Origin of the sequence: Corynebacterium curieae (assembly GCF_027570035.1) — a bacterium.
Classification (GTDB): domain Bacteria; phylum Actinomycetota; class Actinomycetes; order Mycobacteriales; family Mycobacteriaceae; genus Corynebacterium; species Corynebacterium curieae.
On sequence record NZ_JAKMUU010000002.1, the window covers coordinates 40,164 to 53,416 of the forward strand.

Here is a 13,253-nt window from a genome sequence, read left to right on the forward strand (position 1 = left end):
CCATTCCCTAAGCTTGTGTCACATGGGTAGAAAGCGAGCCTCCACTGAGCAGGGAATCACCGGCACCTACGATATTTCTACCGGCACAGCCGAGGTCGTGCCGGATGAGTTCCGCGACGGCGCCTATATCCTCAACGTTAATGGCGTGCCAAGCAGCCATATCGTGCTCGGCGAGCCAGAAGAGCTGGAGTTCGAGTACATGCGCTGGATTGCAGCGGCGGTTGAGCACCTCAATACTCGGCCAGCGAATAAGCTTCGCGTGACCCACTTAGGTGGCGCGGGATGCTCGCTTCCGCGCTATTTTGCCAGCAAGCTTCCGGGCAGCCGCCATACGGTGGTCGAACTCGACGCCAAATTGGGCGAGTTGGTGCGCACGCTTTTCGACGTCCCCCGTTCCCCCACCGTCAAAATCCGTGCCGGCGAGGCCCGCAAAGAAACCGAGGGATTTCTACCGTCCAGCCGTGACATCATCATCCGCGATGCCTTTGCCGGCGACAAGACACCGGCCAACCTCACCACCGTAGACTTTTCCAAGCTGCGAAGAAGTCGCTGGAATCCGGTGGCCTCTATGTAGCCAATTGCGGAGACCATTCCGATCTGCACCTAGCGAAAAGCGAACTGGCCGGGCTGGATAAAGTATTTGACCACCTCGCCGTCATCGCCGACCCGCCGATGCTCAAAGGCCGCCGCTACGGGAACATCATCCTTGTGGCCTCAGATACAGAAATGCCAGCCGAGGGCTCCGTCGAAGCCGCTCAGCTGGCAAAGGCGCTCCTTGGCGGGGCCGTGCCCGCCCATTACAAGGACGAGGCTTGGACCCGCGCGTTTTTCGCAGGTGCTACTGCAATACGCAATTGAGCAGCGTGGCTACTTGTCCCGCGTCAAAATCAGGAACATCGGCACCGGCCTTCTTGGCCGCATTCTTTGCTTCCGATACCTCCGACTCGGAGACATTGCCTGACTTAACGTTATTGACGTGACCAGCGTTGTCCAGCAAGATTGCAAGGTCACTGACGGAGAAATCGCCCTTGGCCATATCGCCTAGGTCCTCCACCGGGAGAGCATCCTTGTCCTGCAGGGTCTTCACGAAGTCAGCCAAGCCCTGCGCAGCTTGGGGATCAAGGCCGGACTTTTCGGCGGCATCGGCAAGCTGCGGCAATGCAATCAAACCAGCGGCAAGCGCCAAGATCGCGCCAATGAGTGGCGTGCTATCGGAGCTCAGGTCAAGGCCATCGCTCACAACCAGCTGCTCGAGCGCGCCGCCCACGTCTACGTAGTTGCCATCGCTAAAGGACTGCAGTTGCTGCTTAGAACCATTAAACAGGTTCATGTCGACGTCGGTAGGAATGCCTGCCACCTTGCCGGAGCCAGAGCGCTGCCAGAAGGATAGCTTGTTCCACCCACCCACGGCATCGGGGGCTTGGTCTTGGTAGGCCGCGAGCCACAGCGGCATATCCGAGAACTTCTTGGAGTTATTCATCTGCCCCATCCAGAAGTACTTGTAAGTGTAAATCATCGGAGTGCGACCAGTAAGGCGCTTAAGCTCACTGGTAAATTTTTCAATCCACTGCTCTAGCTGGGCCGCGGACTTTCCTTCCGCCACCTCGATGTCAAGTGCCGGTGGCAATGTCTGGTCAGGAGCCAGCGCGACCTGCGCGGCAAAGTTGGCCGCTTGGGTTTTGGCGTCGCCGGCCGGGCGCGCGTAGTGATACGCACCGGTCTTGAGGCCGGCAGCATTAGCGGCTTGGATATCCTCTACGTAGTGTGGGTTTACCCAATCACCACCCTCGGTAGCCTTCACGAATGCAAAGGACTGGCCGTCGGTACGCACCTTTGACCAATCGATAGGTGTACCGCCTGGATGCTGGTGCGCTGCAACGTCAACGCCCTTAGGTGCACCGAAGCTCACCGCTTGGGCGACAGCGGTACCACTTACGGCTAATGCAGCCACGGTGATCACCGCAGTAATGCTCTTTCGGAGTGCCTTCTTTGATGTCATGCGCGTGAGTCTAGCAACGTCTTCACTTCAGTCACACATTTAACACGCGCCCCTGCCAACCAATTTTGTATCTTTTGTTTCTATTTTAGTGGGAATGTCACCTTTTAGAACACATTTTTGCCCCTTTCCTATTGTGAATAGCCAATTGCCCACTTAGAATTGGAGACATGAAAAGACACACACAAGTTCTAATAATGGGGGAAATTAGACGTGGATACTTATTACGTAGTTAATGACCCCAAAGATCCCATAGCAGTTAGAGCCACCGAAAATAGAAAACAAGATTACCTATTCTGGAACGAGGTTAAGCCAGGCCTAGAAGATGATTTCGACATTTCCTGCCACACCCTCGCCACCCGCACGGGATTGAGCGAGCGGCGCACGCGAGATATAACCATGGCGCTATACCGGCTGGCTGAGCTGCCGCTTACGATGGCGCTGCAAGAAACCTATTATTTCCTGGATTTCTCTCGCCTTATTACTATCGACGCCGTACTTAGCAAGCTCGGTGACATCCCTACCGAAACTCTTGAGCGGATAGACCAAGAGCTGGCACGTTACCTGACTCCCACGAGGCCCGGACAGGTACTGCCTTCGAATACGAATTTGCGTCGAAAGCTCAATGGCCTCATCGCTGTTGAAAACCCGAATACCGAAGAAGCCGAGGAGACTGACGCGCGGAACGACTCCTATTTCACCTACCCCAGCTTTGGCGGCAAGGCCGGGCTAGCAGTGGAATTCGATGAAGCTACATTGATAGCTATCGATGAACACGTCTGTAAGGCTGCCGAAGAACATAACCTCTCAAAGGCAGAGGCGCTGGCCAAAATGCTCCTGGGCGAGATTGAATCGCGGGCTAAGGTGGTTTTACACATGTACCGTGCCCACGATCTGGAGGCTGCACCCGCGTTTATCCGGGGATTCGGATGGATAAGCCCAGACACCGCAGACAATCTGCACCCCACCCAGACGCGGAACATGGATTTGGCCAAAGAAATGGAGAGCGAAAGTTACGTTACTCCCCCGCTCATTGGAGCCTACGTGGAAGGCCGCGATGGTGTGTGCCGTTGGCCGGGCTGCAACCGCCCCGCAGAAACCTGCCAAAAGGACCATCGCATTGACCATTCCAAGGGAGGGAAAACGGCGGGTAGCAATTTGGCATCGTTATGCCAGCATCACCACAACATCAAGACCGACGGCGGTGCCTTCTACATAATGGACCCGCACACCGGAGACATTGTGTGGCTCTTTGACGATGGCCGGTGGGAATATGACGAGCCACAAGGACCGCTAGCGCCCAAGAACAAGAACTGGGCGCTTACGGTCGGCCAAGCTATCGCCGCCCGGAGGGCAGCGGCTAAGGAAAGGAATGATAGCTAGACGGAGCGGGCTCGTGAAATTACCTCAGGAAGATGAGCCAACACGTAGTCGACGTCTTCTTCCGAAGTAAGCCGACCGAGAGTAAAGCGCAGGGAGCCAATACCTTCAGCTTCGCTAACGCCCATTGCCTCGAGGACGTGAGACATACGGTTTACGCCTGCGCTGCAAGCACTGCCGGTGGAAGCCTCGATCTGCAGGGAATCCAGCAGCATGATGAGGCTATCTCCATCAGCGCCGGGGAAAGAGACGTGCAGGTGGGAAGGCAGGCACGGCTCAGCGGAATTGACCACCGCGTTATCGATGGTGGCAAGGATTCCGTCACGCAGCTTATTGCGGAGCGCAGAAACTCGCTCACTCTGAGTAGAAATTTCCGCGACGGATTCTTCCAACGCCGCAGCTAGACCGGAGGCGCTCGCTACGTCGACGGTTCCAGGGCGGATTCCGCGCTCTTGCCCGCCGCCGTAGGCAATCGGCTGGGGCGCAGGGCTGCGCTTGGCCAATAGCAGACCGATGCCGCGAGGGCCGCCGAACTTATGGGCACTGGCGGCGAGGCTGGTGATCCCTAGCTCGGAAAAGTTAATGGGGACCTTGCCCACGGCCTGCACCGCATCAACGTGCACGGGGGTGCCGGCGGCACCTGCGCGGGAGGCGATATCTTCGATGGGCTGGATGGCGCCGGTTTCGTTATTGGCCCACATGCAAGTGGCGACGTCGGCAAGCGTGTCTAGAGCTGACAAATCTGCGATGTGCCCAGAACGATCGACGGGAAGCAAGTCGACGGCCGCTCCGGATTTTTGCAGCTTAGCCACGGTATCGCGCACGGCGGGATGCTCTATATCGGTGGAAATGATGCGGTTCGTAGTTCCAGCCGCGTAGAGCCCCTGGATGGCGATATTGTCCGCTTCGGTGCCCGAGGAAGTGAAGATGACCTCGATTGGCTCGCAGCCAAGGAGGGAGGCAACTTTTTCGCGGGCGTCATCGAGCACAGACCGAGCCTTTCGGCCGGAACCATACTGGGCTCCGGAATTAAGGGAGCCAGCCGCTGCCACCCAAGCATCAATCGCGCTCTGGCGCATCGGCTGGGTAGCGGCGTAATCGAAGTAGTACGGCATTACTTGCGGGCCTTCAGTTCCTCGGTGAGAGCTGGGGCGATTTCATGCAGGTCACCCACGACGCCGAGGTCAGCGATCTGGAAGAACGGCTCATCTTGATCCTGGTTGACCACCACAATGGTGCCGGAGGTCTGCATGCCCGAGGTGTGCTGGATAGCGCCGGAGATGCCCAAACCGATATAGAGATCAGGCGAGACGGTAACACCGGTCTGGCCGATCTGATAGGCGGCGTCGTAGAAGCCTTCATCGACTGCGTCGCGGGTGGCGCCGACAGCAGCGCCGAGAGCATCGGCAAGCGGCTCGACTACGGTTCCAAATTCGTTGCCCACGCCACGGCCGCCGGCCACGACCGCCTTGGCCTCGGTGATTTCCGGTCGTGCGGACTTCTGGGCCGGGGTGAAGGAGGTTACCTTAACATCTTTGCCCGTAGCGGCCGGCAGTGGCATCGGCGCCGGCTGTGCCTCTACCTGCTGTGGTGCGGCCTCAACCGCGCCTGGGCGGAGGGTGTAAATCGGGCACTGTCCAGCGGCGGTAGAGGTGGTCTCATAGGAACCACCAAAAATGGTCATCTGGGCAGAGCCATCGGCAGCAATGGCATCGACGTTGACGAGCGCACCAGAAGCGAGGCGAGCTGCAAGTCGACCGGCAATTTCATTATTCGCCGGAGTTGCAGCCAACACGATGGGCGCGGGGTTAGCTGCGCCGAGGGCATGCAGGGCATCGACCTCTGGGGTAAGGAAACGCTGATCATAATCCTCGGCTGTTGCCTGAACCACCTGCGCGGCACCGAGGGCGGCAAGGTCTGCATCGAACTTATCGGCTTGCTTGCCGACGACCACTGCGGACACCGTGCCCAGTTCGCGTGCGGCCGTAATCAGCTCGCCGGTAACGGGAAGGACCTTATCCGCATCGTGCTCAACTAGTACGTAAACGTGAGACATATCTACTCCTAAATCAAGTTCTTTGCGGACAGGAAGTCAGCGATCTTCTTCGCTGCATCTTGCGGGTTGGGCTCGGAGATGACTTCGCCGGCCGTACGCGGTGGGCGCTTCTCAGCGGCCGTAACGGAAGTAGTAGGTGCGATTGCCTCAATGCCCAGGTCAGCCAGCGAGAAAGTTGTAATTTCCGCCTTCTTGGCGGCCATGAGGCCCTTGAAATTGGGGAAGCGCGGCTTGTCGCTCTTATCGGTCACGGAGACGATCGCCGGCAGTGGCGCTTCTAGCTCCCAAGTGCCGCGGGCATCATCGCGGGTGCCATGCAAGGTGCCGTCAACTAGCTCTACCTTGTGTAGGGCGGTAAGGGCTGGCAGCTGGCGGTATTCGGCGAGCAGTCCGGTAAGGAGGCCGGTGGAGGCATCAGATGCTTCAGTGCCTGCGGTGATCAGCTGGACGTCGTCAAGCTTGTTCAGCACAGCATTAAGGGTCCATGCGGTCGACAGTGCGTCCGCGCCGGCCAGCGAGTCATCGGAGACGAGCACCGCATCATCGGCGCCCATGGCCAGTGCCTTGCGCAGAGCCTCGTCCGCCTGGGCTGGACCCATGGTCAGCGCTACCACCTTGAACCCTGCATCAGGATTATCGTCGCGCAGGCGCAGGGCTTGTTCCACGGAGTATTCATTGACTTCATCAATGACGTTATCCACGGAGGTGCGATCCAGGGTGTGGTCATCTTCCAAGGTCTTGGTAGACCACGTATCCGGCACGTGTTTGACCAGAGCCACGATAGTTGGCATTGGGCACTCACCTTTCCGATATATTTATGTTGCGTAATTATCCTCGGACGATGATACTCGGGGTTGACAGAGCAAGGCGATTCCCTGTGAGCCAATTCGCGTAATGATTACTGCAAAGGGCTTCTTTCCTTTCAGCTTCATCTTCTTGCGCAGCTGGTCAGGGTCCACTTCTACCCCGCGCACAAGGATTTCCAGGCTTCCCGCGTCATAGGATTTAAGTACGGATTTTAATCTCTTTAGGGGTACTTTTTCTATGAATGGAAATGCGGAAGTTCCCTCCGGGATCCTCTCGCCTGTTAGGTACGCGATGCGCGGATCGATTTGGTGCAGCCCTTCCCTAGCCGCGTAGTGCCGAACTAGGCCAGCACGAACGATGGCACCGTCCGGATCAATCAGGTAGCTGCCAATATCGCCGGCCTCTGGCAGGTTTGTTTCTTGGTCATCGAGAACATCTATCTTTTCACCACGGATCATCACCGCATTTCGCCCCGTACCAAGACCAGGAGTGTATAGGCAGGCTTCCTTTACTCCCCCATCGACGCTCGCGACGATAACGAGACCATCCCATTCGCTGAAATCAAGCCCGGGCGCGCACTTAATGGCCAGCTCCTTGCCGCGATGCTTATCGACGACCTCCGGAAGCGGCGGCACCAAATCTCCCGGCCGCGTGATCCTTCTCCCACCAGCACGGCGGGCTGGATCTGCAAGGAGGACATCGGCAGTCGTAGTCGTGGTGAGCGCATCCGCGCGGAATATCTTGGACGAAGAGAGGTTGTACCTCGCCATCCTGACCCGCGACTCATCCAGATCCGAGCCGAAGTAGTCAAACGGACAATTATAGCCTTCCGTACCGATGGAGCAGGTGAGATCATGAACGGTATGAACTCCCTGTTCCGCAAGGAAGCTCATGCGATATGCAGCAACGCCGATGGGAGTGGCTTGCTGGGCGGAGTCAGCATCCATCAGCCAATTGTGGGGAAGCTTGCCCGAATTACGCGCAGTCACTAACTCCATAACTGCGCGGCCAAAGTCGCCGAATTTTTCTTTGAGGACTTCGGCATCTTTGAGCCGGGAGGCCTTGGTCAAGGCGAGATCGAGGCTAACTATCTCCTCATGGTGGTCCATCAGGAAGCTGACTTCTGCGGGGGTATAACTCATATGCGGTCTAAAGGGGTGGTGGAAAAGAATTCGCGGTACCGGGAATCCTCGCGGGGATCCCCAATAACGGGGCGCAGATCAGAAAAGGACGCATCATCTAAGACTTCTTGGACTGAGGAGTATTTGCTCAACCTCTGCATTTGCGCCCACGTAGGAATGACTAGGCGTACCAGCCCGGCGCGCCAGCCATCCAGGATGAGCTGCGGGGAGAACCATCCGGCATCATCAGCTTCATCGGTATCCCCGTCTGGTTCTTGGCCGGAGGGCAAAACCCCAACGAAGAAAAAAGTATCGAACCAGTGGCTCTTGCCTTTTCCCACCCAACGCGCCCAGGGAAGGAGCATATCGGTGTCGACCCGCATGCCGTTATTGCTGAGGAATTCGGTAAAGGAAATGGTGTGGTTTTCCAGTAGCTTGCGCTCCTTGTGATAGCGCCGCGCATTAGAGACAATGCCGTCTTCGCGTATAGCAAAAAGGGTGCCGGCCTCTTCAAAGAGCTCGCGCGCAGCAGCAAAGACAAGGGCATGGGCCTTGTACTTTGTCACACCCATTCGCCGGGCCATCGCAACTACTGATTTACCGGCCCACAGCTCGCCCGAGTCCCAAGATCGAGGTGGAAAGTCGCGTGGATCTACTCCCCCTCCGGGAAACACCGAATGCCCCGGGTAATTATGCATGGTGTGAACCCGTTCTTGGACCCAAACCTCAAGACCGTCAGCGCCATCCCGCAACAGCAGGACCGTTGCCGCCAAGCGCCCACCATTAAAGCCGGTGGTATCGCTGGCGTCGATGGCATCTAGACGGTCATGGATAGGATTGGTCATAGAGAAGCTCGGCGGGCGAAGTATCGCTGTCCAATGCGGTCCACCTGGATGGGCTGGTGGAAGGCGCGAGTCAGGTTTTCGGAGGTAAGGACGGAATTAATCAGGCCTTTTGCCACTACCTTACCCTCATCTAGCAGCATGGCGTGGGTGAAGCCGTAGGGGATTTCCTCCACGTGGTGGGTGATCATGACAATCGCTGGGGCATCGGGATCCATGGCTAGATCGCCGAGGTATCCCACTAGGTCTTCGCGGCCGCCCAGATCCATTCCGGCTGAAGGCTCATCGAGGATGAGCAGCTCTGGGTTGGACATGAGGGCACGGGCTAGGACTACGCGCTTCTTTTCGCCTTCGGACAGTGTTCCCCATGTGCGTTCTTTCAGATGGGTCGCACCTACCTGCGCCAAGATGTCATCAGCGCGGGAGAAGTCCATGTCTTGGTACTCCTCCCGCCACCGGCCGAGCACTGCGTAACCGGCGGAGACAACGAGATCGTCTACGCGCTCGTTGTCTGGGATCCGCGATTGCACCGCCGCAGAGGAAATGCCAATGAGCGCGCGCAGATCGCGCATGTCCGTCTTGCCGATTTGCTCACCCATCAAAAAGGCGGTGCCTTTCGAGGGGAATTGTTCGGCCGCGGCCATGCGTACCAAGGAAGTCTTGCCCGCCCCGTTGGGCCCAATGATGACCCAGCGCTCATCGAGCTCTACTTGCCAATCCACAGGACCCACGAGAGTCTTGCCACCCCGGCGCAGCTCAACGCCGCGGAAATCTACGAGCCAGTCTTGATCAGTAGGAGTTACGTCGTTCACGCCTTCCATTGTGACTGATTTGTTCTTTGGCCGGTGAAATTGACACAGCTGCATTAGTCTTATGGGCATGACTACTCGCCTTGGTATTGACGATGTCCGCCCACTTATTTCCGCTGGTTCTGTAGCCTCCAAAGCCGTTGTAGGCGAGGTAATTCCCGTCACCGCTCTAGTGTGGCGCGAGGGCCACGACGCAGTCTCGGCTACCTTGTCCGCATGGGCGGCACGTACCACGGCAACGTCCTCCGTCACCATGCAGGCGGATCCACACGACCAAGATCGCGTTCATGGCGTGTTTACTCCAGGTACCCAAGGCACCTGGTTTTTTCGAGTCGATGCCTGGTCCGATCCCATCGCCACGTGGAAGAATGCAGTAACCAAAAAGATGGCGGCTGGGCAGTCCGCTGCCGAGTTGGCCAATGACCTCCACCATGGCGCGGAGCTGTTTTCTCGGGCCGCTTTGCAAACCCCGTCTGATGTGGTGGCACCGCTTTTTGCGGCCGCGCGGGATTTGGCAGATGAGTCAAAGGACGTCGACAAGCGGGTGCAGGTAGCGCTTTCGGATGAAGTGGCAGATATCCTTCACTCGCACCCGCTGCGGGACCTTCTGGTGGAAGGTGCAATCCACGAGGTTTATGTGGAACGCCCCGCTGCGCTGTATAACTCGTGGTACGAGCTCTTTCCCCGCTCAACGGGCGGCTGGGATGAAGAGGGCAACCCTGTTCACGGTACATTTGAGACCACAGCCAAGGCCTTGGAACGCGTGGCCGATATGGGCTTCGATACCGTCTATTTTCCGCCTATCCATCCCATCGGAGAAGTACACCGCAAGGGAAAGAATAACTCGGTCGTTGCAGAGCTCGGGGATGTGGGAAGCCCGTGGGCCATCCAGGACCACTCAACCACCCATCCGGACTTGGGCACAATGGAGGATTTTAAAAAACTCGTCTCCCGCGCCCAAGAGCTTGGTCTCGAAGTTGCGCTCGATTTCGCACTGCAGGCATCGCCCGATCACCCGTGGGCGAAAACCCACCCAGAATTTTTCACCGTTCTTCCGGATGGCACCATCGCCTATGCTGAAAATCCACCGAAGAAGTACCAGGATATCTATCCGCTCAACTTCGATAACGCACCGGATTCCATCTACTACGAGATCTATGAAACCTTGATGATCTGGGTCGAAGCTGGGGTAAATACCTTCCGCGTGGATAATCCGCACACCAAGCCGGCAAACTTTTGGGATTGGTTGATTACTCGCGTGCACGCCACCCATCCGGATGTCATCTTTTTAGCCGAGGCCTTTACTCGCGCTCCCCGTCTTTTTGGCCTAGCCAAGGCCGGCTTTTCCCAGTCCTATAGCTATTTCACGTGGCAGACCTCCAAGCACGAGCTAACCCACTTCGGCCAGATGCACGTGGAGCAAGCGGATATCTGCCGCCCTAATCTTTTTGTCAATACCCCGGATATTTTGCACGAGTCCCTGCAAACCGGAGGGCGCGCCATGTTTGCCATCCGCGCTGTCCTAGCTGCCACCATGTCACCTCTGTGGGGTGTTTATTCCGGCTTCGAACTGTACGAGCACACCCCGGTAGCGCCGGGTTCGGAAGAATACCTCGACTCTGAGAAGTATGAACTGCGCCCGCGCGATTTTGCCGCGGCCGCAAAGTCCGGTGACTCCTTGGAGTCCTATATCCGGCTACTCAATCAGATTCGCCGCGATAATCCCGCATTGCAGCAATTGCGCACCCTGCGTTTCCATGACACCGACAACGAGGCCATCATTGCCTATTCCAAGGCGGATCCGGCCACCGGCAACGTGGTCCTCGTCGTGGTCAATCTGGATCCGCGCAACGCGCAGGAGGCTACCGTGTCCGTAGATATGCGGGCTATCGGCCGACACCCCGGCGAGTCTTATACCGTGCAAGACACCATTACCGGATCTGCCTATCACTGGTCAGAGCGCAACTTTGTGCGCTTGGAACCGCTTCGCGACGTCGCCCATGTCTTTGTCCTGCCCCACGCCGACCACGCCTTTCAAGAACAGCTCGCTTGGCGCGACGTGACCGATTATCGCCCTTAAACATTTGCCCATAAGACCACACTCGATATAGGTACTCTGATTGTATGAATATCCCGGCCGCTGATCTCGCCCGCATAAACGACTGCCGCCACCATGACCCACACGGCTTTTATGGTTGGCACGAAGGCATCGTACGCACCCGCCAGCCTGGCGCCACGGCAGTACACATTCACACCCCCACCCAATCCATTTCCATGGACTTGGTAGGCGATGATATTTGGGAAGCAAAGGTAGGCGATAACTGCGATTACCGCCTAGAAATCTCCTATCCGGAGGCGCCTACTCGAACTGTGGCAGACGGCTATCATTTCCTTCCCACCATCGGTTCGCTGGACCTGCACCTAATTGGAGAAGGCCGCCACGAGCGCCTCTGGGAAGTCCTCGGTGCAAACTTGCGCACCTACGAGACAGAGATGGGCTCCGTGGATGGGGTCTCCTTTGCCGTGTGGGCCCCCAACGCCCAAGGCGTGGCTGTGGTGGGTGACTTCTGTGGCTGGAACCCAACCCAGTATCCGATGCGTTCTTTAGGCTCTACCGGCGTATGGGAAGTCTTTGTTCCGGGCATCGGCGCTGGCGAGCACTATAAATTCTCCATCTTTAGCCACGAGGGCCGCAAGGACAAGGCCGACCCCTTGGCAAAACGCACCGCCTGCCCGCCGGAAACAGACTCTATCGTGGATTCCACCAGCTTCGCTTGGTCCGATTCCGCTTGGATGGGCAAGCGCACCGACAACCTCGACGTCCCCATGAGCATCTATGAGGTTCACGTCGGCTCGTGGAAGGTTGGCGCCAACTACAACCTCCTGCGCGAGGAACTCATTCCGTATCTCAAGGAGCACGGTTTCACCCACGTCGAACTTTTGCCCGTAGCCGAGCACCCCTTTGGCGGCTCCTGGGGCTACCAAGTCTCCGGCTACTACTCGCCTTCCGCGCGTTGGGGCTCGCCGGATGAATTCCGTGAACTGGTCAATGCACTGCACGAAAACAGCATCGGCGTCATCGTGGACTGGGTGCCGGCCCACTTCCCCAAAGATGACTGGGCCCTCGGACGCTTCGACGGCCAGGCGCTGTATGAGCACCCCGATCCCCGCCGCGGTGAACAATCCGACTGGGGCACCTATGTCTTTGATTTCGGACGCAATGAGGTCCGCAATTTCCTTGTAGCTAATGCACTTTACTGGGCCGAAGAGTTCCATATCGATGGCCTGCGCGTAGACGCAGTGGCCTCCATGCTCTACCTAGATTATTCCCGCGATGAATGGCTGCCCAACCAGTACGGCGGGCGCGAGAATTTAGAGGCCGTGCAATTCCTGCAGGAAACCAATGCCACTCTCAACCGCACCCATCCTGGCGTGCTCACCATTGCCGAGGAATCCACCTCCTGGCCGGGCGTTACCGCTCCGACTTCTGAAAATGGCCTGGGCTTTTCTCTGAAGTGGAACATGGGCTGGATGAATGACACCCTAGAGTACTTCCAGCACGAGCCTATCCACCGCTCCCATCACCACGGCGAACTTACCTTTTCTATGGTCTACGCCTACTCTGAGCGCTACGTACTGCCGTTTAGCCATGACGAGGTGGTGCACGGCAAAGGCTCGCTGTGGGAACGCATGCCCGGCGATGACTGGAATAAGGCCGCCGGCCTGCGGGCACTATACGGATACATGTTTTCCCACCCCGGCAAGAACCTGCTGTTCATGGGCCAAGAATTCGGCCAGACCACCGAGTGGGCCGAAGGACATTCCGCGGACTGGGGCAACCTCGATGGTTGGGGCAGCGAATGGCACCACGGCATCAAACGGCTCGTGCGCGATATTAACCTCATCTACCGTGATACCCCTGCCTTGTGGTCGCAAGACTTTAGCCAAGAGGGATTCCAGTGGGTCAAGGCGGATGACTCGAATAATAACGTGCTCGGCTACGTCCGCTACGGTGCTGATGGCTCCGCCCTGCTCGCCGTGTGCAACCTTTCTGGTTCTTCCATCCCCAACTACGGCCTCTGGGTGCCACATGACGGTGCTTGGCAGATGGTGCTCAACACTGACGACGCCGTCTATGAGGGCGCTGGGAATCCGCTTCCCCAGCGCATCCACGTGACGAATAATTCCGCCACGTTGCACCTGCCGGCCAATTCCGTGCAGTGGTACGTGCTCGAGCGCTAA

The 13,253-nt window shown here is 57.7% G+C and carries 10 protein-coding genes and 1 pseudogene; 4 read left to right on the forward strand and 7 right to left on the reverse strand.

Annotation, left to right across the window (positions count from 1 at the left end; translation table 11 throughout):
• Positions 1-22: 22 nt before the first annotated feature.
• Positions 23-858: pseudogene (locus L8V01_RS04415) on the forward strand (spermidine synthase).
• Here L8V01_RS04415 and L8V01_RS04420 read toward each other — a convergent pair.
• Positions 839-1,999 carry a glycoside hydrolase family 25 protein gene (locus L8V01_RS04420; protein WP_269945941.1) on the reverse strand — a complete coding sequence of 387 codons (1,161 nt, stop codon included), beginning with the start codon at positions 1,997-1,999 and terminating at the stop codon, positions 839-841. The pseudogene L8V01_RS04415 and the gene L8V01_RS04420 sit on opposite strands and share 20 nt — an antisense overlap.
• Before the next feature lie 210 nt (positions 2,000-2,209).
• Between L8V01_RS04420 and L8V01_RS11940 the strand changes: the two genes are divergently transcribed.
• Positions 2,210-3,379 carry an HNH endonuclease signature motif containing protein gene (locus tag L8V01_RS11940; protein ID WP_269945942.1) on the forward strand — a complete coding sequence of 390 codons (1,170 nt, stop codon included), beginning with the start codon at positions 2,210-2,212 and terminating at the stop codon, positions 3,377-3,379.
• On the opposite strand, the gene L8V01_RS04430 is transcribed toward L8V01_RS11940, so the two are convergent.
• The 6 genes from L8V01_RS04430 to L8V01_RS04455 are packed head-to-tail and all read right to left on the reverse strand — an operon-like array spanning position 3,376 to position 9,023.
• Positions 3,376-4,491, reverse strand: a complete 1,116-nt coding sequence (locus L8V01_RS04430) for a cysteine desulfurase family protein (protein ID WP_269945943.1) — start codon at positions 4,489-4,491, stop codon at positions 3,376-3,378. The genes L8V01_RS11940 and L8V01_RS04430 overlap by 4 nt on opposite strands.
• The gene (locus tag L8V01_RS04435) at positions 4,491-5,432 is read right to left on the reverse strand and encodes an electron transfer flavoprotein subunit alpha/FixB family protein (protein ID WP_269945944.1); all 942 of its coding nucleotides are present in this window, start codon (positions 5,430-5,432) and stop codon (positions 4,491-4,493) included. The genes L8V01_RS04430 and L8V01_RS04435 overlap by 1 nt, the downstream gene beginning before the upstream one ends.
• An 8-nt stretch (positions 5,433-5,440) precedes the next feature.
• On the reverse strand, positions 5,441-6,223 hold the full coding sequence (locus L8V01_RS04440) for an electron transfer flavoprotein subunit beta/FixA family protein (RefSeq protein ID WP_269945945.1): 783 nt from the start codon (positions 6,221-6,223) through the stop codon (positions 5,441-5,443).
• 24 nt (positions 6,224-6,247) lie between these two features.
• Positions 6,248-7,381 (reverse strand): THUMP-like domain-containing protein, encoded by a 1,134-nt coding sequence (locus L8V01_RS04445; RefSeq protein ID WP_269945946.1) that lies wholly within the window; start codon positions 7,379-7,381, stop codon positions 6,248-6,250.
• Positions 7,378-8,205, reverse strand: a complete 828-nt coding sequence (locus L8V01_RS04450; protein ID WP_269945947.1) for an NUDIX hydrolase — start codon at positions 8,203-8,205, stop codon at positions 7,378-7,380. The genes L8V01_RS04445 and L8V01_RS04450 overlap by 4 nt, the downstream gene beginning before the upstream one ends.
• Positions 8,202-9,023, reverse strand: a complete 822-nt coding sequence (locus L8V01_RS04455) for an ABC transporter ATP-binding protein (protein ID WP_259886113.1) — start codon at positions 9,021-9,023, stop codon at positions 8,202-8,204. The genes L8V01_RS04450 and L8V01_RS04455 overlap by 4 nt, the downstream gene beginning before the upstream one ends.
• Before the next feature lie 58 nt (positions 9,024-9,081).
• Between L8V01_RS04455 and L8V01_RS04460 the strand changes: the two genes are divergently transcribed.
• Positions 9,082-11,091, forward strand: coding sequence for a maltotransferase domain-containing protein (locus L8V01_RS04460; RefSeq protein WP_269945948.1), 2,010 nt, complete (start codon positions 9,082-9,084; stop codon positions 11,089-11,091).
• 44 nt (positions 11,092-11,135) lie between these two features.
• Positions 11,136-13,253, forward strand: a complete 2,118-nt coding sequence (gene glgB, locus L8V01_RS04465; protein ID WP_269945949.1) for a 1,4-alpha-glucan branching protein GlgB — start codon at positions 11,136-11,138, stop codon at positions 13,251-13,253.

Excerpts from the sequence above, each read along its gene's own strand:
- L8V01_RS04450 (WP_269945947.1), bottom strand. The coding sequence starts at position 8,205 with ATGACCAATCCTATCCATGACCGTCTAGATGCCATCGACGCCAGCGAT.
- L8V01_RS04420 (WP_269945941.1), bottom strand. The coding sequence starts at position 1,999 with ATGACATCAAAGAAGGCACTCCGAAAGAGCATTACTGCGGTGATCACC.
- L8V01_RS04460 (WP_269945948.1), top strand. The coding sequence starts at position 9,082 with ATGACTACTCGCCTTGGTATTGACGATGTCCGCCCACTTATTTCCGCT.
- L8V01_RS04430 (WP_269945943.1), bottom strand. The coding sequence starts at position 4,491 with ATGCCGTACTACTTCGATTACGCCGCTACCCAGCCGATGCGCCAGAGC.
- L8V01_RS04455 (WP_259886113.1), bottom strand. The coding sequence starts at position 9,023 with ATGGAAGGCGTGAACGACGTAACTCCTACTGATCAAGACTGGCTCGTA.
- L8V01_RS04440 (WP_269945945.1), bottom strand. The coding sequence starts at position 6,223 with ATGCCAACTATCGTGGCTCTGGTCAAACACGTGCCGGATACGTGGTCT.
- L8V01_RS04445 (WP_269945946.1), bottom strand. The coding sequence starts at position 7,381 with ATGAGTTATACCCCCGCAGAAGTCAGCTTCCTGATGGACCACCATGAG.
- glgB (WP_269945949.1), top strand. The coding sequence starts at position 11,136 with ATGAATATCCCGGCCGCTGATCTCGCCCGCATAAACGACTGCCGCCAC.
- L8V01_RS04435 (WP_269945944.1), bottom strand. The coding sequence starts at position 5,432 with ATGTCTCACGTTTACGTACTAGTTGAGCACGATGCGGATAAGGTCCTT.